Origin of the sequence: Mycobacterium nebraskense (assembly GCF_002102255.1) — a bacterium.
Classification (GTDB): domain Bacteria; phylum Actinomycetota; class Actinomycetes; order Mycobacteriales; family Mycobacteriaceae; genus Mycobacterium; species Mycobacterium nebraskense.
Map to the genome: position 1 here is coordinate 18,456 of NZ_LQPH01000127.1, position 19,766 is coordinate 38,221.

Annotated in this window: 19 protein-coding genes and 3 pseudogenes; 8 read left to right on the forward strand and 14 right to left on the reverse strand. The window is 68.4% G+C overall.

Annotation, left to right across the window (positions count from 1 at the left end):
- Positions 1-8: 8 nt before the first annotated feature.
- The 5 genes from metK to mihF all read right to left on the reverse strand — a co-directional run bounded on the left by metK (position 9) and on the right by mihF (position 4,022).
- On the reverse strand, positions 9-1,220 hold the full coding sequence (gene metK, locus AWC17_RS16220; RefSeq protein WP_046185997.1) for a methionine adenosyltransferase: 1,212 nt from the start codon (positions 1,218-1,220) through the stop codon (positions 9-11).
- Positions 1,221-1,316: 96 nt separating this feature from the next.
- The gene (gene coaBC, locus AWC17_RS16225; RefSeq protein ID WP_046185996.1) at positions 1,317-2,570 is read right to left on the reverse strand and encodes a bifunctional phosphopantothenoylcysteine decarboxylase/phosphopantothenate--cysteine ligase CoaBC; all 1,254 of its coding nucleotides are present in this window, start codon (positions 2,568-2,570) and stop codon (positions 1,317-1,319) included.
- An 18-nt stretch (positions 2,571-2,588) separates the two neighbouring features.
- Positions 2,589-2,912: a DNA-directed RNA polymerase subunit omega gene (gene rpoZ / locus AWC17_RS16230; RefSeq protein WP_046185995.1), complete on the reverse strand. Its 324-nt coding sequence runs from the start codon at positions 2,910-2,912 to the stop codon at positions 2,589-2,591.
- A gap of 74 nt (positions 2,913-2,986) precedes the next feature.
- The gene (gene gmk, locus AWC17_RS16235) at positions 2,987-3,658 is read right to left on the reverse strand and encodes a guanylate kinase (protein ID WP_141224648.1); all 672 of its coding nucleotides are present in this window, start codon (positions 3,656-3,658) and stop codon (positions 2,987-2,989) included.
- Between the two features lie 49 nt (positions 3,659-3,707).
- Positions 3,708-4,022 carry an integration host factor, actinobacterial type gene (gene mihF, locus AWC17_RS16240; protein WP_046185993.1) on the reverse strand — a complete coding sequence of 105 codons (315 nt, stop codon included), beginning with the start codon at positions 4,020-4,022 and terminating at the stop codon, positions 3,708-3,710.
- 467 nt (positions 4,023-4,489) lie between these two features.
- On the opposite strand from mihF, the gene AWC17_RS16245 reads away from it, so the two are divergent.
- Entirely contained in the window at positions 4,490-4,912 is a 423-nt protein-coding gene (locus AWC17_RS16245; RefSeq protein WP_046185992.1) for a TOBE domain-containing protein, read from the forward strand.
- Between the two features lie 43 nt (positions 4,913-4,955).
- Here AWC17_RS16245 and pyrF read toward each other — a convergent pair whose 3' ends face one another.
- From pyrF to pyrR, 7 genes are read right to left on the reverse strand one after another with little or no spacing between them, the layout of a single operon-like run.
- The gene (gene pyrF / locus AWC17_RS16250; protein ID WP_047323651.1) at positions 4,956-5,783 is read right to left on the reverse strand and encodes an orotidine-5'-phosphate decarboxylase; all 828 of its coding nucleotides are present in this window, start codon (positions 5,781-5,783) and stop codon (positions 4,956-4,958) included.
- Positions 5,780-9,145 (reverse strand): carbamoyl-phosphate synthase large subunit, encoded by a 3,366-nt coding sequence (carB, locus tag AWC17_RS16255; RefSeq protein ID WP_046185658.1) that lies wholly within the window; start codon positions 9,143-9,145, stop codon positions 5,780-5,782. The genes pyrF and carB overlap by 4 nt, the downstream gene beginning before the upstream one ends.
- Positions 9,145-10,278 (reverse strand): glutamine-hydrolyzing carbamoyl-phosphate synthase small subunit, encoded by a 1,134-nt coding sequence (carA, locus tag AWC17_RS16260; RefSeq protein WP_046185659.1) that lies wholly within the window; start codon positions 10,276-10,278, stop codon positions 9,145-9,147. Before carA ends, carB begins: the two co-directional genes overlap by 1 nt.
- Positions 10,275-10,784, reverse strand: coding sequence for a PH-like domain-containing protein (locus tag AWC17_RS16265; protein ID WP_046185660.1), 510 nt, complete (start codon positions 10,782-10,784; stop codon positions 10,275-10,277). The genes carA and AWC17_RS16265 overlap by 4 nt, the downstream gene beginning before the upstream one ends.
- Positions 10,781-12,073 (reverse strand): dihydroorotase, encoded by a 1,293-nt coding sequence (locus AWC17_RS16270; protein WP_046185661.1) that lies wholly within the window; start codon positions 12,071-12,073, stop codon positions 10,781-10,783. Before AWC17_RS16270 ends, AWC17_RS16265 begins: the two co-directional genes overlap by 4 nt.
- On the reverse strand, positions 12,070-13,029 hold the full coding sequence (locus AWC17_RS16275) for an aspartate carbamoyltransferase catalytic subunit (RefSeq protein ID WP_046185662.1): 960 nt from the start codon (positions 13,027-13,029) through the stop codon (positions 12,070-12,072). The genes AWC17_RS16270 and AWC17_RS16275 overlap by 4 nt, the downstream gene beginning before the upstream one ends.
- The gene (pyrR, locus tag AWC17_RS16280) at positions 13,026-13,604 is read right to left on the reverse strand and encodes a bifunctional pyr operon transcriptional regulator/uracil phosphoribosyltransferase PyrR (RefSeq protein WP_046185663.1); all 579 of its coding nucleotides are present in this window, start codon (positions 13,602-13,604) and stop codon (positions 13,026-13,028) included. Before pyrR ends, AWC17_RS16275 begins: the two co-directional genes overlap by 4 nt.
- Positions 13,605-13,819: 215 nt before the next feature.
- Here pyrR and AWC17_RS32105 point away from each other — a divergent pair.
- Positions 13,820-13,921 (forward strand): annotated as a pseudogene (locus tag AWC17_RS32105) (class I SAM-dependent methyltransferase); the annotation flags it as partial.
- 45 nt (positions 13,922-13,966) lie between these two features.
- Here the strand turns inward: AWC17_RS32105 and AWC17_RS16285 are convergent.
- The gene (locus tag AWC17_RS16285; protein WP_082123104.1) at positions 13,967-14,395 is read right to left on the reverse strand and encodes a cellulose-binding domain-containing protein; all 429 of its coding nucleotides are present in this window, start codon (positions 14,393-14,395) and stop codon (positions 13,967-13,969) included.
- Positions 14,396-14,517: 122 nt separating this feature from the next.
- On the opposite strand from AWC17_RS16285, the pseudogene AWC17_RS16290 reads away from it, so the two are divergent.
- The 4 genes and pseudogenes from AWC17_RS16290 to AWC17_RS16305 form a co-directional block, all read left to right on the forward strand.
- Positions 14,518-14,760, forward strand: a pseudogene (locus tag AWC17_RS16290) (class I SAM-dependent methyltransferase); the annotation flags it as partial.
- Positions 14,761-14,841: 81 nt separating this feature from the next.
- Complete coding sequence (locus tag AWC17_RS16295; RefSeq protein ID WP_231588625.1) at positions 14,842-15,195, forward strand: STAS domain-containing protein; 354 nt, start codon at positions 14,842-14,844, stop codon at positions 15,193-15,195.
- Between the two features lie 43 nt (positions 15,196-15,238).
- A complete protein-coding gene (locus tag AWC17_RS16300) occupies positions 15,239-16,444 on the forward strand; it encodes a serine hydrolase domain-containing protein (protein ID WP_046185317.1) in 1,206 nt (401 codons plus the stop codon).
- Position 16,445: 1 nt separating this feature from the next.
- Entirely contained in the window at positions 16,446-16,985 is a 540-nt protein-coding gene (locus tag AWC17_RS16305) for a GNAT family N-acetyltransferase (RefSeq protein ID WP_046185314.1), read from the forward strand.
- A gap of 97 nt (positions 16,986-17,082) precedes the next feature.
- Here AWC17_RS16305 and AWC17_RS16310 read toward each other — a convergent pair.
- A pseudogene (locus tag AWC17_RS16310) lies at positions 17,083-18,415 on the reverse strand (MFS transporter); the annotation flags it as partial.
- A gap of 298 nt (positions 18,416-18,713) precedes the next feature.
- On the opposite strand from AWC17_RS16310, the gene AWC17_RS16315 reads away from it, so the two are divergent.
- The gene (locus AWC17_RS16315) at positions 18,714-19,490 is read left to right on the forward strand and encodes a COG4705 family protein (RefSeq protein WP_046185312.1); all 777 of its coding nucleotides are present in this window, start codon (positions 18,714-18,716) and stop codon (positions 19,488-19,490) included.
- A gap of 4 nt (positions 19,491-19,494) precedes the next feature.
- The gene (locus AWC17_RS33870) at positions 19,495-19,626 is read left to right on the forward strand and encodes a hypothetical protein (protein ID WP_279627382.1); all 132 of its coding nucleotides are present in this window, start codon (positions 19,495-19,497) and stop codon (positions 19,624-19,626) included.
- The last annotated feature ends 140 nt before the right edge of the window (positions 19,627-19,766 follow it).

Genomic DNA, 19,766 nt, shown 5'->3' on the forward strand with positions numbered 1-19,766 from the left:
CGACGGTCCTAAACGGCGCGCTTGAGGTCGTCGACCTTGTTCAGCTGCTCCCACGGCAGCTCGATGTCGGTGCGCCCGAAGTGGCCATAGGCGGCGGTCTGCGCGTAGATCGGGCGCAGCAGGTCCAGGTCGCGGATGATGGCGCCGGGCCGCAGGTCGAACACCTCCGGAACGATCTTCTCGATCTTGACCGGGTCGACCGTGGCGGTGCCGAAGGTCTCGACGAACAGGCCAACCGGGGCGGCTTTGCCGATGGCGTAGGCCACCTGCACCTCGACCCGCTCCGCCAGCCCGGCGGCAATGATGTTTTTTGCCACCCAGCGCATCGCGTACGCGGCCGACCGGTCCACCTTGGACGGATCCTTGCCGGAGAAGGCGCCGCCGCCGTGGCGGGCCCATCCGCCGTACGTGTCGACGATGATCTTGCGGCCGGTCAGCCCCGCGTCGCCCATGGGCCCGCCGAGGACGAACTTCCCGGTCGGGTTGATCAGCAACCGCGTCGACGAGGTGTCCAGCGTGTCGTGCGCGAGGTCGTCGAGCACGGTGTTGAGCACCTTCTCCCGGATATCCGGGGTCAGGGTGTGCTCCAGGTCGATGTCGGCCGCGTGCTGGGTGGAGATCACCACGGTGTCGAGCCGGACCGGGACGTCGTCCTCGTAGGCGATGGTGACCTGCGTCTTGCCGTCCGGGCGCAGATACGGCAGCACGCCGTTCTTGCGCACCTCGGTCAGCCGCCGCGACAGGCGGTGGGCCAGCGCGATGGGCAGCGGCATCAGTTCGGGGGTGTCGTTGATGGCATAGCCGAACATCAGGCCCTGGTCGCCGGCGCCTTGGGAGTCCAGCGGGTCCGCGGTGCCCTCGACGCGCGCCTCGAAGGCGGTGTCCACGCCCTGGGCGATGTCGGGCGACTGGGCGCCGATGCCGATGTTCACCCCGCACGACGCCCCGTCGAAACCCTTGTCCGACGAGTCGTAGCCGATGTCGAGGATGCGCGCGCGGACCGTGTTGGTGATGTCGGCGAACGCTTCCTTCGCCGTCGTCGTCACCTCACCGACGACGTGCACCTGGCCCGTGGTGACCAGCGTCTCGACCGCGACACGTGAACGGGGGTCCTGCGCCAGCAGGGCGTCGAGGACCGAGTCGCTGATCGCGTCACAGATTTTGTCGGGATGTCCCTCAGTCACCGACTCACTGGTAAACAGGCGACCCTTTTCGCTCACAATCTCAACCCTTCCAAATAGTTAGCTAACCGAATTATATCGGCCGCGTCGGGCCGGCCAGCACCTGGCCTGGCGCCACAGCAAAACCGAACCGTATTACCCGCCGCCGTGCAGGAACGCGGCGATCGCATCCACGATACGACTCGCCATCAGCGTCTTGGAGCCGTGCTGCAGCGCGGACTCGGTGCCGTCGGACGCGAGCAGCCAGCCGTCGTTGCTGTCCACCTCGAACGCCCTGCCGTCGCCTACCGCGTTGACCACCAACAGGTCGCAGCCCTTGCGGCGCAGCTTGGCGCGGGCGTGAAACAGCACATCGCCGTCGGCATCGCCCGTTTCCGCGGCGAACCCGACGATGGCACGCATGTTGGGCAGCTCGCCATTGGCGCGCGCTCGAACCGCGCCGGCCAGCACGTCGTCGTTGCGCACCAGCTCGATCGTCGGCGGCCTTTCGTCGCCCTTTTTGATCTTGGCGGCCGAAACCTGCGCGGGACGGAAGTCGGCGACCGCGGCCGCCATCACCAGCACGTCCGCCGCGGGGGCGTGCTTGGCCACCGCGTCACCGAGCTGCTCTGCGGAGCTGACGTGGACCACCTCGACGCCGGCCGGATCGATCAGTCCCGCGGTGTGCCCGGCGATCAGCGTGACCTCGGCACCGCGCTGGGCGGCGACGCGGGCCACCGCGTAACCCTGCTTGCCCGAGCTGCGGTTGCCGATGAAGCGCACCGGGTCGATCGGTTCGCGGGTGCCGCCGGCGGTCACCAGGAGCTTGCAGTCGGCAAGGTCGTAGGGAAGCGCGTCGTGGCGTTCCAGCAGCAGCTGGGCCAGCGTGGTGATCTCCTCCGCTTCCGGCAGCCGGCCCGACCCGCTGTCGGCGCCGGTGAGCCGGCCGAATGCCGGTTCCAGCACCACCGCGCCGCGGCGCCGCAGCGTGGCCACGTTGTCGACGGTGGCCGGGTGCAACCACATCTCGGTGTGCATCGCCGGCGCGAACAGCACCGGACATCTCGCCGTGAGCAGGGTCGCGGTCAGCAGGTCGTCGGCGCGGCCGTGCACCGCGCGGGCCAGCAGATCCGCGGTGGCCGGCGCCACCACAACCAGGTCGGCCTTCTGGCCGAGCTGGACGTGCGGCACCTCTGGGACGTTCTCGAAAACCCCGGTGTGCACCGGCTGGCCGGAGAGCGCCTCGAACGTGGCGGCGCCGACGAACCGCAGTGCGGATTCGGTGGGAATGACCCGGACTAGATGACCGGCCTCGGAGAGCTGACGAACGACCGTGCACGCCTTATAGGCGGCGATGCCACCGGAGACCCCGACGATGACCTTTTTAGCGACCCGATCACGGTCGTACACGCGCCCGGCCCTGCCCTGTTACTCGCCCTCGGTGTGCTCGAGCAGGTCGGCGTGGATTTCGCGCAGCGCGATCGACAGCGGCTTCTCCTGAAGCCCCGGCTCGACCAGCGGCCCAACGTATTCGAGGATGCCCTCGCCGAGCTGGTTGTAATAGTCGTTGATCTGGCGGGCCCGCTTGGCCGCGTAAATCACCAGGGCGTACTTGCTCGACACGCGGTCCAGCAGCTCGTCGATGGGCGGGTTGGTGATGCCCAGCGGGGTGTCGTAGACGCGTTGCCCTCCCGCCGACGGGTCAAACCGATCGGGGACGGCGGCCAACGCGTCGGACTGCGGAATAGTCACTTAGGTCAATCTCCTCAAGTTTCGAAGGCGGGTCAGAACCCCGAAACGCTCAGCTACCGCTGGCAATTCGATGCTCAATCTCGATTGGATCTGGTCTGGCTCCTGGTCTGGCCAGGCGGTTCATGCCGAGGCGGCGCAGTGTCCACCAGCAAGGATACCAATTCGGCGCACGCAGACTCCAATTGACTGTTGACCACGACCTCGTCGAAGTCGTCCTGGGCCGCCATCTCAGTGCGGGCGGTCTCGAGGCGACGCTGCATGGCCTCCGGCGTTTCCGTGCCGCGGCCGACGAGTCTGGCCTCCAGATCCTGCCAACTCGGTGGCGCGAGGAACACGGTGATCGCCGCGGGCATCGCCCTCTTGACCGCCCTGGCGCCGGCCAGGTCGACCTCGATGAGCACCGGGATCCCGGCGGCGGTGGCGGTCCGGACCGGCTCGGCCAGAGTGCCCGATCGGTGCAGCCCGCCGTGGATTTCGGCCCACTCCAGCAGCGCGCCGTCGTCGATGAGCTGCTGAAAGCGAGCGGGGCTGACGAAGTGGTAATCGACGCCGTCGACCTCGCCCGGCCGCGGCGCCCGCGTCGTGGCCGAGACGCTGAAATGCAGGCCCGGAACCCGCTCGCGCAGGCACCGGACCACTGTCGACTTGCCGACCGCGGAGGGACCGGACAGCACGACCACACGTCCCTTACCTGGCGGTGCAGGACGCGTCCCGTGCTCGACGTCCGGTCCCCCGCTTGCGCTCACTGGCGCTCCCGGGCCGGTGCGCCCACAGGGCGGGTTGGCCGAGGCCGGGTTAGGAGCCGAACTTTTCCAGCAGGGCCTTGCGCTGGCGATCGCCGAGGCCGCGCAGACGGCGGGTGGGGGCGATCTCCAGCTCGGTCATGATTTCCTGCGCTTTGACCTTGCCCACCTTGGGCAACGCCTCAAGCAACGCGGAAACCTTCATCTTGCCCAGGACTTCGTTGGTCTCGGCGTCCTTGAGCACCTGCGTGAGGTTGGTGCCGCCGCGCTTCAGCCGGTCCTTGAGCTCTGCTCGCGCTCGACGTGCGGCAGCCGCCTTCTCCAACGCGGCCGCGCGCTGCTCGTCGGTCAACTGGGGAAGGGCCACGATTCCTCCGTATCTGATCAATCAATCTCAATCGATCTCTTTTTGTCTCTGCCGGGTACTTCAGCCAGCGGAGACGACCGTACTCAGGCCTTCTGACGAAATCTAACCCGGCCCCCTGGTTAAGGGGGCAAACTCCCAGCATGAGCCGGGCGGTTGGCCCCAAAATGCGGGTCGTTGGGCACCGCCGATGACGCCCGCCACGGGTGCCGTCACGGCGGTGACATCGCCCTTCCGTACGCCGGGATCAGCCTCTTGACCAGCGGTTTTAGCGCATTCGGCCATGGCCGGGGCCGCCCCGGGTGCGGCGGCGAAGACCGGCCGGGGAGGGCCGAAACACCTCGTGCCGGGGACTACGCAATTTTCGTCGCGTGTCGCGCGTGTCGCGTCGGTGCGGTCGCTCGCGGCGTGATCACGTGCCGATTGCTGGTACGACGCCCAGCTAATACCCGCCGGGTTACCATCTAGCGGTGTCGAACCTGCGGATCCGTCAGGCCGCTGAGCTGCTCGGAGTCAGCGACGACACCGTCCGGCGATGGATCAACCAGGGATCGTTGACCGTCAGTCACGACGCGGCCGGCCGCAAAGTCATCGCCAGCGAGGACCTGGCCCGGTTCTCCCGGACCAACGCGCCCGCCCCGCCGCCGGACCCGCTCAGCATCGGTAGCTCGGCGCGCAACCGGTTTGTCGGGCTGGTCACCAAGGTCACCAGCGACACGGTGATGACCCAGGTGGAGATGCAGTGCGGCCCCTTCACGGTCGTGTCGCTGATGAGCACCGAGGCGGCCGAGGAGTTGCAGCTGCGGCCCGGCAGCGTCGCTGTGGCCGTCGTCAAGGCCACCACCGTGATCGTGGAGACCGCGCGGCCCAGCACCGCGATCGTGTCGGACTGACGGCGCACCTGGGGCCCCGAGCGTGGGCCCAGTGGATGCGTGCCTACGGAGCCCGCAGATAGGCGACGGCATCCAGCATCCGCTCGCCGGCCGCCCGCAGTTCGGAAACTCCCGGCCCGGCGCGCAGCACCTCGCGGGCCACCGCGGGCAGCAGCTGGCCCGGGTCCGCCCCGCCCAGCCCCGCGAGCGCCTCGGGCCGTCCGCCCTGCACGCCCAGCCCCGGCACCAGTACCGGCCCGCCCAGCGCGCTCAGGTCAGGGGCCTCGAGGACCGTCGCGCCCACCACCACGCCGACGTATCCGGGCCCGGACGGCGTGGCGGACTTGTTCACCACCGCCGCCTGGTCGACGACCAGCTGGGCCACCGTCCGGCCGTCGAACACGGCGCGCTGCACGGTCGCACCCTCGGGGTTGGAGGTCGCCGCCAGCACGAACACGCCCCGGTCGTGCGCGGCGGCGGCTTCCAGCAGCGGCCGTAGCGAGCCGAACCCCAGGTACGGCGAGGCCGTCACGGCGTCTGCGGCCAGCGGCGAGTCGCCCGCCCAGGCGGCGGCATAGGCCGCCATCGTCGTGCCGATGTCACCGCGCTTGGCGTCGGCCAGAACCAGCACGCCGACCGAGCGCAGGGCCGCGATGGTGCGTTCCAGCACCGCGAACCCGGCGGCGCCGTAGGGCTCGAAGAACGCCACCTGCGGCTTGACGACGGCGAAACCGGAGAACGCCTCGACGCAGACGTCGCAGAACGCGGCCAGCCCGTCGGCCGTGGTCGGCAAATCCCAGGCGCGTAGCAGCTCGGGATGCGGGTCGATGCCCACACACAGCGGGCCGCGTTGCGCTTTGGCCTCGGCCAGCCGCAGGCCGAACCGCGTCACCGGGCGCCTTCGTCAGGCGCGGCGCCCTGGCCGATGAGGCTGTGCAGCTCTTGCAGGGAGCGGACACCGATGTCGCCGCGGATGCCCGCCTCGATGCCCTGAACGGCCGCGGACGCGCCCTGCACGGTCGTGACGCAGGGGATGTTGACCGACACTGCGGCCGAACGGATCTCGTAGCCGTCGATGCGTGGGCCGGAGTTGCCGTAGGGCGTGTTGATCACCATGTCGACTTCGCCGGCCTTGATCGCGTCGACGGCGGAATCGGCCGGCCGGCCCAGCTGCGGCGGCTCGAAGTGCTTGCGGACCTCGTCACACGGAATCCCGTTGCGGCGCAACATTTCCGCGGTGCCCTCGGTGGCCAGGACGCGGAAGCCCAGGTCGGCCAGGCGCTTGACGGGGAACACCAGCGACCGCTTGTCGCGGTTGGCGACCGAGACGAAGATGGTGCCCTCGGCGGGCAACGACCCGTAGGCGGCGGTCTGGCTCTTGGCGAAGGCGCTGCCGAAGTCGCGGTCGATGCCCATCACCTCACCGGTCGATTTCATCTCCGGGCCGAGCAGAGAATCGATGGCGGCCCCGTCGGCCCGGCGGAAGCGGTGGAAGGGCAACACGGCCTCCTTGACCGCGATCGGGGCGTTCTGGGCCGCGTGGGCGCCGTCTCCGGAAGCCGCCAGCATGCCTTCGTCACGGAGCTGGGGAATGGTGGCGCCCAGCATGATCCGGGCACATGCCTTGGCGAGCGGGATCGCGGTGGCTTTGGATACGAAAGGAACAGTACGGCTCGCTCTTGGGTTGGCCTCCAGGACGTAGAGCACGTCGTCCTTGAGGGCGTACTGCACGTTGAGCAGGCCGATCACCCCGATGCCGTGCGCGATGGCCTCCGTCGCGCGGCGTACCTTCTCGATGTCGCTGCGGCCCAACGTGACCGGCGGCAGCGCACATGCCGAATCGCCGGAATGGATGCCGGCCTCCTCGATGTGCTCCATGATGCCGCCGATGTAGACTTCGCTGCCGTCGCACAGCGCATCGACGTCGATCTCCACCGCGTCCTCGAGGAAGCGGTCGACCAGCACCGGGTGCTCGGGCGAGAGCGCGGTGGCACGGGTGATGTAGCGCTCCAGCGTCTCCTCGTCGTACACGATCTCCATCCCGCGACCGCCCAGCACATACGACGGCCGCACCAGCACCGGATAACCGATCTCCTCGGCGATCCGGCGGGCCTGCGCGAAAGTCGTTGCCATGCCGTATTTCGGCGCCGGCAGTCCGGCAGCGGTCAGCACGTCGCCGAAGGCGCCGCGGTCCTCGGCCAGATCGATCGCCTCCGGCGGAGTGCCCACGATCGGGACCCCTGCGTCGGCAAGGCGCTGCGCCAAGCCGAGCGGGGTCTGGCCGCCCAGCTGCACGATGACGCCCACCACACCGGGACCGCCTGTCCCCGACTGCGTTTCGGCGTGGAACACCTCCAGGACGTCCTCGAACGTCAGCGGCTCGAAGTACAGCCGGTCGGCGGTGTCGTAGTCGGTGGACACCGTCTCCGGGTTGCAGTTGACCATCACGGTCTCAAAACCGGCCTGCGACAACGTAGTTGCCGCGTGCACGCAGCTGTAGTCGAATTCGATGCCCTGCCCGATGCGGTTCGGTCCGGACCCGAGGATCAGCACCTTGGGCCGCTCGGCCTGCGGGGCCACCTCCGTCTCGGCGGCCGGGTCGAGTTCGTAGCTGCTGTAGTGGTAGGGCGTCTTGGCCTCGAACTCCGCCGCGCAGGTGTCCACCGTCTTGTACACCGGATGGATGCCCAGCCGCGAGCGCAGCGAGCGCACCCCGTTCTCCCCCGCCAATTCCGGTCGCAGCGCGGCGATCTGGCGGTCCGACAGCCCGCTGTGCTTGGCCCGCCGCAGCAGGTCGGCGTCGAGCACCGGGGCGTCCAGCAGTTCGGTGCGCAGCTTGCCCAGCTCGCCGATCTGGGCGACGAACCACGGGTCGACACCGCTGGCCTCGGCGACCTGCTCGACCGACGCGCCCAGCCGCAACGCCAGTTCGATGTCGTAGAGCCGGCCCTCGGTCGCGGTCCGCAGTCGGTCCAGCACCTCGTTGGCGTCCCCGTCCGGGTCCGGCTTCGTCCAGAAGCCGGCGCGGTCGGTCTCCAGGGACCGCATCACCTTGCCGAGGGCCTCGATGAAGTTGCGGCCCAGCGACATTGCCTCCCCGACGGACTTCATCGTGGTGGTCAGGGTGGGGTCGGCGCCGGGGAACTTCTCGAACGCGAACCGCGGCGCCTTGACGACGACGTAGTCGAGGGTGGGTTCGAAGCAGGCCGGCGTTTCCTTGGTGATGTCGTTGACGATCTCGTCGAGGGTGTAACCGATGGCCAGCTTGGCGGCGATCTTGGCGATCGGGAAGCCGGTGGCCTTGGACGCCAACGCGCTTGACCGCGACACCCGCGGATTCATCTCGATGACGACCAGCCGGCCGTCGCGCGGGTTGACGGCGAACTGGATGTTGCAGCCGCCGGTGTCCACCCCGACCTCGCGCAGGATCGCGATGCCCAGGTCGCGCATCCGCTGGTATTCCCGGTCGGTCAGCGTCATGGCCGGCGCGACCGTGACCGAGTCGCCGGTGTGCACACCCATCGGGTCGACGTTCTCGATCGAGCACACCACCACCACGTTGTCGTGGCCGTCGCGCATCAGCTCGAGCTCGAATTCCTTCCAGCCGTAAATCGATTCCTCGATGAGGACGTTGGCGCTGGGCGAGGCGGCCAGCCCGGCACCGGCCATCCGGTCGACCTCCTCGGCGGAGTACGCCATGCCCGAGCCCAGCCCGCCCATCGTGAAGCTGGGCCGCACCACCACCGGCAGGCCGACCTCCTCGACCGTCTCACGGACCTCGTCCATGGTGAAACACACTCGGCTGCGGGCGGATTCACCGCCCACCTTGGCGACGATGTCCTTGAACCGCTGGCGGTCCTCGCCCCGCTGGATGGCGTCGAAGTCGGCGCCGATGAGCTCGACGCCGTAGCGCTCCAGCGCCCCGTTCTCGTACAGCGCGACAGCGGTGTTGAGCGCGGTCTGCCCGCCCAGCGTGGCCAGCAGCGCGTCGATCTTGTTGCCGCGCTCGGCCTGCTGGGCGATCACCCGCTCGACGAAGGCGGGGGTGATGGGCTCGACGTAGGTGTGGTCGGCGTACTCCGGGTCGGTCATGATGGTGGCCGGGTTGGAGTTGATCAGGCTGACCTGCAGCCCCTCCGCTCGCAGCACCCGGCAGGCCTGGGTGCCGGAGTAGTCGAATTCGGCCGCCTGGCCGATGACGATCGGCCCCGAGCCGATCACCAGCACGTGACGCAAGTCGGTGCGACGCGGCACTAGCGCCCCCTTCCGCTCTGTTGGGCGGCCATCAGCTCGATGAATTGGTCGAACAGGTATTCCGCGTCGTGGGGACCGGCGGCGGCCTCGGGGTGGTACTGCACCGAGAACGCCCGCCCGTCAGCGAGTTTGACGCCCTCGACCACCCCGTCGTTGGCGCACGTGTGGCTGACGATGGCCCGGCCGAACGGCGTGTCGAAGGATTGGCCGGCCTCGCCTTCCAGCGCAAAGCCGTGGTTTTGTGCGGTCACCGCCACCCGCCCGGTGGCGTGGTCCATGACCGGGATGTTGATGCCGCGGTGGCCGAAGACCATCTTGTAGGTGGACAGGCCCAGCGCCCGGCCCAGGATCTGGTTGCCGAAACAGATTCCGAACAACGGGATCCCGGCGCCCAGCACCTCGCGGGTGAGCGCGACGACCTGGTCGGCGGTGGCGGGGTCGCCGGGGCCGTTGGACAAGAACACACCGTTTGGCTTGATGTCGGCGATCTGCTCGAAGGTCGTCGATGACGGCAGCACGTGGCTGCGGACACCGCGGCGCGCGAAATTGCGCGGGGTGTTGGTCTTGATGCCCAGGTCCAGTGCGACCACCGTGAACCGTTGCTGCCCTTCCGGTTCCACGGTGTAGCGCTCCGGGGTGCTGACCTCGCCGGCGAGATCGGCGCCCAGCATGGACTGCTGCCCCCGCACCCGCTCGAGTAACTCTGCCGGATCGGCAAGTGCCTCCCCGGAAAACACCCCCGCCTTCATCGATCCGCGGGTGCGCAGGTGGCGCACCACCGCCCGGGTGTCGATGCCGGCGATCCCGACGATGTGCTGGCGCACCAGCTCGTCATCCAGGGTGCCGGTGGCGCGCCAGTTGGACGCGCGCGGCGAGGGGTCGCGCACCGCATAGCCGGCGACCCAGATCTTGCCGCCGCGGCTCTCGCCGTCCTCGGTGTTCCAGCCGGTGTTGCCGATCTGCGGTGCGGTGGCCACCACGATCTGCCGGTGATAGCTGGGATCGGTCAGCGTCTCCTGGTAGCCGGACATGCCGGTGGAAAACACGGCCTCGCCGAGGGTTTGGCCGACCTTGCCGAACGGCGTGCCGGTGAAGACGCGGCCGTCTTCCAGCACCAGTAAAGCCTTGTTCACGCGGCTCCTTCCTGCTGGGACTCCAGCCACTCGGAGTATTCGTCGCGGTGGTTTGCCCGAAAGCCGGTGTCGATCTCGACTCCTGATGGCAGCCGCCACCGAATTGCCAATATCCCCACCCGGGCCGCGACCCTACCCGCCATTCTGCGCTCCATACGGATAGCCGTGATCGAATCCTTTGGAATCCAAATTGGTTGGGCCCGAAGGCGTTCCAGCATGATTCCCCCGGCATAGCGGGTCAGCACCGCTTTGCTACGGAAACCCAAATCGCCGGCCGCGATCCGCTCGTTCCAACCCGGCGCCATCACGGAACCGCAATAGTGGCCGCGGGTGGCGATGATCGCCGCACCCACCTCGCCCGGGACCTCGGGCAGCACCCCGATCAGCTCCGCCTGCTGCTGCGAGCGACGCTGCCAGGCACGCATCATCAGCTGGATCACCACCGTGATGACCACCAGCAGCACGGCCGCGAAGATCAGTGACCCCACCAGCGTGCCTGAATTCATACCGGGCACTTCCCGTCTCGGGCGGTGACCTTGCCGCGCAGCAGGGTCGCCGTCACGGTGGCGGGCAGGGCCATCGACTCGAATGGCGTATTGGCCGACCGGCTGGCCAGATCGGACCCGGCGACGGTCCAGGTGGCGTCGGGATCCACCACCGTCAGGTTGGCCGGCTCCCCCACCTCCAGCGGGCGGCCGTGATCGGGCAGCCCGACGATGCGCGCGGGGTTCTCACTCATCACCCGGGCGACGTCGCGCCAGGTCAACAGGCCGGGCGTCACCATCGTCTGGACCACGACCGACAGCGCGGTCTGCAGGCCCAGCATGCCGGGACGCGCCGCGGCGAACTCCACGCACTTCTCGTGCTCGGCGTGCGGGGCATGGTCGGTGGCCACACAATCGATGACGCCGTCGGCCAGGGCCTGGCGCAACGCCACCGCGTCGGTGGCTTCGCGCAGCGGCGGGTTGACGCGGTTGCGCCCGTCGTAGCTGACCAGCCTGCTGTCGTCGAGCAACAGGTGATGCGGGGTGACCTCGGCGGTGATCGAGACCCCTTGCTCCTTGGCCCATTTCAGGATCTCGACGGTACCCGCGGTGGACGCGTGACAGATGTGGATGCGGGCGCCGGCGTCGCGCGCCAGCAGCGCGTCACGGGCGACGATCGATTCCTCGGCGGCCCGTGGCCATCCCGAGAGGCCCAGCCGGGCGGCGGTGGGTCCCTCGTGGGCGACGGCGCCGACGGTCAGCCGGGGCTCCTCGGCGTGCTGGGCGACAAGTACGCCCAGGCCGGTGGCGTACTCGAGGGCGCGGCGCATCACCAGCGGGTCGTGCACGCAGATGCCGTCGTCGGAGAACATCCGGACCTGCGCGGCCCCGGCCGCCATCATGCCCATCTCGGTGAGCTCCGTGCCGGCCAGCCCGACGGTGACGGCGCCGACGGGGTGCACATCGACCAGGCCGACCTCCTGGCCGCGGTGCCAGACGTGGTCGGTGACCACCGGGCTGTCGGCGACCGGATTGGTGTTCGCCATCGCGAACACTGCGGTGTACCCGCCCAAAGCCGCTGCGGCCGAGCCGGTCTCGATGTCCTCGGCGTATTCGCGGCCAGGCTCGCGCAGGTGGGTGTGCAGATCGACGAATCCGGGCAGCAGCACCTGCCCGGTCGCGTCGATGACGTCGGCGTCGTTCGGGATATCGAGCCGCGCACCGATCTCGGCGATTTGGCCGTCATCGACCAGCATGTCGACTGAGTCGCCCTCGCCGTACAACCGGACCCCGCGGATCAGCACGCTCACGCCGCCCCCTCGTTTCCGGCCGACTCGGCGCCCACAAGCACATGGAACAGCACCGCCATCCGCACGTGCACACCGTTGGAAACCTGTTGCAGCACGGCCGATTGCGGCGAGTCGGCGACCGACGACGCGATCTCCATGCCACGCAGCATCGGCCCCGGATGCAGCACCACGGCGTGGCCGGGCAGCATCGCCTGGCGGCGATCGGAAAGCCCGTAGCGGGAGGAGTATTCGCGCACCGACGGGAAGAAGCCGCCGTTCATCCGCTCTGCCTGCACGCGCAGCATCAGCACCGCGTCGGCGGCGGGCAGCTCGGCGTCGAAGTCGTTGGAAACGGTGACCGGCCAGCCGTCGACCCCGACCGGTAACAGCGTCGGCGGTGCGACCAGCACCACCTCGGCGCCCAGGGTGTTCAGCAGCGTGACGTTGGAGCGGGCGACCCGGCTGTGCAGAATGTCGCCGACGATCACGATGCGCCGGCCCTCGATGTCGCCGAGGCGCTGGCGGATGGTCAGTGCGTCCAGCAGCGCCTGCGTCGGGTGCTCGTGGGTGCCGTCGCCGGCGTTGATCACAGATGGGCCGGAGTCGTTGTCGGCGCACGTCCAGTCGGCGAGCAGGTGGGCCGCGCCGGACGCCGGATGGCGGATGATGAGCGCGTCGGCGCCGGCCGCCCGCAGCGTCAGCGCGGTGTCGCGCAGCGACTCGCCCTTGCCCACCGACGATCCGGCCGCGCTGACGTTGATCACGTCGGCGCTCATCCACTTGCCCGCCACCTCGAACGACACCCGGGTGCGGGTGGAGTTCTCGTAGAACATCGTGATGACGGTGCGGCCGCGCAGGGTCGGCAGCTTCTTGACCTCGCGGCCTACCAGTGCCTGCGCGAACCGGTCGGCATCGTCGAGGATGGCGGTGGCCTCGTCGCGGCTCAAATCACCGGCGGCCAGCAGATGGCGGGTCATTTGGAAATCACCACGCCGTCGCGCCCGTCCTGCTCGCTCAGGAGCACGTGCACGCTCTCGCTGCGGGAGGTGGGAACGTTCTTGCCGACGTAGTCGGCGCGCAGGGGCAGCTCGCGGTGGCCGCGGTCGACCAGCACCGCCAGCTGCACCACCCGCGGGCGGCCGACGTCGCGCAGCGCGTCCAGGGCAGAGCGTACCGAGCGCCCGGAGTACAGCACGTCGTCGATGAGGATCACCAGCGCGTCGTCGATCCCGCCGGCTGGGATGGAGGTGGCCTCCAGCGGCCGCGGCGGCTTCTGCATCAGATCGTCGCGGTAGAGGGTGATGTCGAGCCCGCCGTGGCCGACTTCCACCCCGCTGTACTCGGCGATGTTGGTGGCCAGCCGCTTGGCCAGGATCACGCCGCGGGTCGGGATGCCCAACAGCACCACTCGGGGCGCGTCGGGACCGTCCAGAGCGGTCTTTTCGATGATCTGATGTGCGATACGGGAAATGGTGCGACCCACGTCGGCCGCCGACATCAATTCCCGGGATCCGCTGCCTAAGCCCGTGTCAGTGTCGCCTGCAGCACCCATGCGTGATTTGACCTCCTTCTCCGCCTCGCCGGACGGATCGTTAAAGGATGTCGACTGCCCGGCAGCGTAGCACTTCTTCGAAGGAGCGGAGGCACGAGGCGCGAGCGGCGCCGCCCTCGATCACCCGCTCCGCCACAGCCGCCCCACGCGTCTCGCCGCTAGGCGGGCTCGATTTGTGCCCGCCTCACAGCGACAACTCGTCGCTACCCTGGCGAATGGACTTCGACGCGCTCTACCGCGGCGAGAGCCCTGGCGAAGGCATCCCGCCGATGACCACGCCCCCGTGGGATACAAAGGCCCCCAAGGACAAGATGGTATTGGCCGCACTGTCGGAGCCGTCGAGCCTCAGTGCGCAGTCGCCTCTAGGTGCAAGGATATTGCCCGTTGAGCAGACAATTCGACGGTGGCGAGTAGGAACCGGTCAGCACGCCTCTTAGACCACCTGTGGCTGAACCACCGGGTGCAATGGTGCGATTCCAATTCGCGGGGGTCAGAACATAGTGCGTGCCAGATTGGGTAAGGGTGCTATTCCACGTGTGCGAGACCCCTTCTCCCGCCGGCAAGTCGAATTCAAGCCTCCAATCGGTTAGCGGCACCATGCTCGCGTTGGTGATGGTGAAGCGGGCGATGAAACCGGTCTGCCACGTATGTTCCACCGACAACGTCGCCGTGGCCGCAGCCGCATGAGCTACGGGGGTGATGCCGAGTCCGACGATGGCAGCCACAAATGCCGACAAGGCTACGTGAAGCGCTGTGCGCCAGCGCTTCTCGTAACGGTTCGGTCCGGCCATAGGAGCCAACACTATAGCCCAACAGGCGATATCGGCCCTCACATCGCGGGTAAGCTGCAGTAACTTTGCTCAACCGAAACCATCATGAAATTTTCGGCCTCGATACACCGATACCCACCCTTGGCATGTTTCACCGCCTCGACGACCACGGCAAGCGCAGCTACGACGCGGCGGTACACCGGGCGACCAGGACGGGCGCCACGCTGCTGCTCAGCTGCTTCTCCGATGCGAACGCCCCCGACGAGCGGTGGCCCCGGCCGGCGGGGTGGGACATCGAGTCGCTGGAGCCTGCGACGATGCAACGCGAGATGGACGGCGCGCAGGGCGAGATGGCGTTCTGGCACGTCCGGGCGCAGCGGCGCTGACCGAACCCCGCCGCCCGCCGCGACGAGGGGGTTTCAGCCCGGGTATTCGGACCCTATGGAGAAGACAGTACGGTTCGGATGGTGAGGAGCGAGGAGTTCTCGGTTTCCCGCCGCGATGCCGGTGAGGCGGTGGTGTTGCAGGTCAGTGGTGTGGTCGACATCATCACCGCGCCTTCGCTCGCTACGCATATCGACGTTGCGCTGGCCGGCACGCCTGCGGTGCTCGTCATCGACCTCACCGACGTCGATTTCTTGTCTTCTGCCGGCATTACCGTGCTGGTCGAGGTGCATCGCCTGACCGAGAACAGCCCGACCTCACTGCGGGTGGCGGCCGACGGCTCGGCCACCAGCCGGACGCTGCGCATCGTCGGCCTCGACGAGTTCATCGATCTCTACCCCACCGTGACCGACGCGCTGGACGCGCGACTGCCCTAGTCTGACGATCGTTCGCGCCGGGCCCGACGCTAACGTGAATCGGGTGAATCTCGATGTCAATGCGGCCTCCATCCGCGAAGTGTGCGACGCAGGCTTGCTCGCCGGTGCGCTGACGGTGGTCTGGCAGCGCGGAGAAGTGCTGCAGGTCAACGAAATCGGCCATCGCGACGTGGACGCGGGCCTGCCGATGCAGCGCGACACGCTGTTCCGGATCGCGTCGATGACCAAGCCTGTCACCGTGGCGGCGGTGGTGAGCCTGGTCGACGAGGGCAAGCTGACGCTGAAAGACCCGGTCGTGCGCTGGGCGCCGGAGCTGGCCGACCTGCGGGTGCTCGACGACCCCCGTGGCCCGCTGGACCGAACGCATCCGGCGGGGCGCGCCATCCTGATCGAGGATCTGCTCGCCCATACCAGCGGCCTGGCCTACGGATTCTCGGTGTCCGGGCCGATCGCTAAGGCCTACGTGCGGCTGCCGTTCAATCAGGGTCCCGACGCCTGGCTGGCCGAGCTGGCCAAGCTGCCGCTGGTGCATCAACCGGGCGACCGACTCACCTACAGCCATTCCATCGACCTGCTGGGCGTCATCGCGTCACGCATCGAGGACAAGCCATTCCACCAGGTTCTCGACGAACGGGTCTTGGGTCCGGTGGGCATGCCCGACACGGGGTTTTTCGTGTCCCCAGAGGCGCGCCGTCGCGCCGCGACCATGTACCGGGTCGACGACCAGGGCCAACTGCATCACGATGTGATGGGGCCGCCGCACATCAAGCCGCCCTCCTTCTCCAACGCGGGCGGCGGCCTGTGGTCGACCGCCGACGACTACCTGCGGTTCGTGCGGATGCTGCTCGGCGACGGAACGATCGACGGCGTGCGCGTGCTGTCGCCCGAGTCCGCCCGGCTGATGCGCACCGACCGGCTCACCGACGAACAGAAGCGGCACAACTTCCTCGGGGCGCCGTACTGGGTCGGTCGCGGCTTCGGCCTGAACCTGTCGGTGGTGACCGACCCCGCCAAGAGCGCGCCGCTGTTCGGGCCGGGCGGGCTCGGAACGTTCAGCTGGCCGGGCGCCTACGGGACGTGGTGGCAGGCCGACCCGAGCGCCGATCTGGTCCTGATCTATCTGGTCCAGAACTTGCCCGATATGTCCGCGGACGTGGCAGCGGCGATAGCCGGCAACACATCGCTGGCGAAACTCCAATCGGCGCAACCGAAGTTCGTCCGCCGCACCTATCAAGCGCTCGGCCTCTGACGTGACCGACTACCCACCCGACCGCATCACCGGGCCCCGGCTCGTGCTGCGCCGGCCCGTGCTCGACGACGCCGGCGCGCTGTTCCAGCGGGTAGCCCGCGATCCCGAGGTCACCAAGTACCTGATGTGGGCGCCGCATCCGGACGTGGGGGCGACGCGGCGGGTGATCACCGAAAAGCTCAACGCCACCCCCGACGAGCGGACCTGGGTGATCGAGTTGCGGCACAGCGGTGAGGTCATCGGGCTGGCCAGCTGCCGGCGCCCGGTGCCGCACTCGGTCGAGATCGGTTACTGCCTGGGTCGCCGGTGGTGGGGCAAGGGCTTCATGGCCGAGGTGCTCGACATGCTGCTGACCGCGCTCGACAACGACCGGGCGGTGTATCGGGTATGGGCCACCTGCAATGTCGACAACGAGCGGTCGGCGCGGCTGCTGGAGCGCGCCGGATTCGTGTTGGAGGGACGACTGGCCCGCCACGCCGTCTACCCCAACTTGGGGCTCGAACCGCAGGACAGCCTGCTCTACGCCAGAATTCTGCGGTAAGCACCCCTTCGCCAGCGTGCGTCCAGGGCGGCAGCCACCGGCGTGTCGCCGCCGTGGGCGCACACTCGAAGCCGTCAGCGCACACTCGATCGCCGGCTACCCGGCTTGGTCCAGCGCCCGGCGCGCGTAAGCCCGCACGTCGGCATCGCTGTCCTTGAGCGCGATCACGGAACGTCGACCATGTCCCGATCCCGCCTGGATTCTTGTGGCACAGCACTTTCCGGCGTCTCCCGTCCGGCCCGCAATGACCCCGTGGGCACCAGCCGGACGGCCGCCAACGGGAACAACGCGCAAAGCGCCCAGGCCGGTGGGTATTCGGCGGCCATGATCAGCGCACCGAAGAGTGGGGGCCCGGCGGCGGCCATCAGCCGTTGAGTGGTGTTCTGCACGCCCAATGCGCGCCCGCTCCAGAACGGCCCGGCGAACTCGGTGATGGCGGCGGCCTCGAGCCCGTTGTCGAGCATCGCGATCACCGCGATGGCGACCATGAGCAACACGTCGTAGCCCGAACCGGAGCCGTCGGTGAGGGCGAGCAGGAACAGGGTCAGCGCCGCGGCGATGGCGATGGCGCGGACCGGTCGCATCCGCGAGCCGACGCGATCCGACCAACGTCCGACCGCGATTCGGCCCACCGCGCCCAGCAGCTGGCAGATGGTGACAAGACCGCCGGCGGCCGCGACCGACCAGCTATGGCGATTCACCAACCACACGAGCATGAACGTCACGGTCACCGTCTGCGGCATCATCAGCAGCGCACCTACCGCGTGAATTCGCCACAGTACGAACGACCCGCGATACGGACTGGCCAGTTCTGCGCCGGTGGCTATCTTGCGCGACTTCCGCGGCGGATCGACGATCCCCAGCGCGCTGGCCGCCGCCGCCACCGTGCACATGAGGGCGAGGAACATCAGCCCCGATCGAGGGCCGCGTTCGGCCAGCTCCGGTATCACCAGCGCGCCCAGGGCGATGCCCACTGGTTGCGCGGTCTGGCGGATGCCCATCGCCAGGCCCCGTTGATGCGACGGGAACCAGGCGGACACCAGCCGCCCGCCGGCGGTGTTACAGCTCGCCGCGGCCATCCCACCGAGAAACAGGAAAACCCCGATGGCCAGCATCGAATGGGCCGACGCGGCGGCATATGCCGCTACCGCCGTGAGCGCCGAACCGGCCGTCAGCACGACCCGCTCACCGACGCGGTCCAACACCCACCCCCACAGCACCAGCGTCACCACCATGCCCCAACTCGGCATAGACGACAACAGGCCGGCCTCGGTCAACGGGATGCCGCGGCGCGCCTGCAGCGACGGGATAAGGAACGCAACACCATTGATGAAAAGGAACGAAGTTGCCGTCACCCCCAGGGAGACGATCATGACCGACCAACGCGCGCCTGCGCCGACTTCGCCGGCGCCGCTGGCCTCGGAGAGCATGCAACCCATGGTGGCACGACGTCCGCCGGGAACTTGGTGCCGCAACGCGATAGGCGCGCTGTAACTTATTGAACGCTAAGGCAATTGATAATCAACGCTCAGCGTTCACATACCGGCCTGACCTGACCAGAATGACGAAATGCTCTGTGCTCGTGCTGATTTGGCACGGCAACTAAACCGCCACCGCGGGACAGCGATTCACAGCCTGAACATACCGTTTTCATATGTGAGGACTCAGCGTTTCTCAGCGCCACTACCCTAGGAAGGCATCAACAACGACACCGGAAGGTGACTGTGGATGAGTGACGTTTCGCGGCAGGCCTTGACCAAGGTGCCGGCAGTCACCCTGGGCTTCTGGATCATCAAGATCTTGGCGACCACATTGGGCGAGACGGGCGGCGACACCGTCACGATGACGCTCAACTGGGGCTACGCGGCGGGGGTTGCGCTTTTCGGCGTCGCGCTGGTGGTGCTGGTTGCCGCGCAGATCTTCGCCAAGCGCTTCCATGCGGCCCTGTACTGGGCGACGATCGTGGCCTCGACGACGTTCGGCACGACGTTGGCCGACTTCGCCGACCGATCGCTCGGCATCGGCTACACGGGCGGCTCGCTTCTGCTCTTGGGTTGCCTGCTGGCCACGTTGGGCCTTTGGCGTTGGTCGCAGGGCACCGTATCGGTCACCACGGTCTCGACACCGAAAGTGGAGGCCTTCTATTGGGCGACAATCACTTTCTCGCAGACCCTCGGCACCGCGCTCGGCGATTGGCTCGCCGACACCCGCGACTTCGGTTACGAACGCGGAGCGTTGGTGTTCGCGGCCGGCCTGGCCTTGGTCATCGCGCTCTACTACTGGACCGGCGTATCGAGGGTCGCGTTGTTCTGGGTCGCGTTCATCCTGACCCGGCCATTGGGCGCGACGGTCGGCGACTTCATCGACAAGCCGGTCGCCGACGGCGGCCTGGCCCTCAGCCGCCCGCTGGCCTCGGCGGTGATCGCGGCGATCATCGTGGCACTGCTTGTCGTCCTGCCGCAGCGCCCGGGGCGCCACCCCGGCGCGGCCCACGACGAAGCGTGACGCCATGAGTGTCCTGCTCGTCGAGGAGGACACGCGGCTGTCGGCGACCCTCGCGGGGACTCGACGCCCCGCCCGCATCGCCGAAACTGCCACACGCCAACGCGCTTCTCAGCGGCTTCCCAGCGACTCCCCCTAGGCTGGCCCCGTCATGTCTGGTACTGCACGCCTTGCGCGCCGCAACAACCGCGCGACCATACGATTGCTGGCCTACGTCGCTATCGCTTTCGGCTCCGGGCTGGTGGGAGCGGCGCCGGCAGGCGCCGAGCCGAGCCCGTT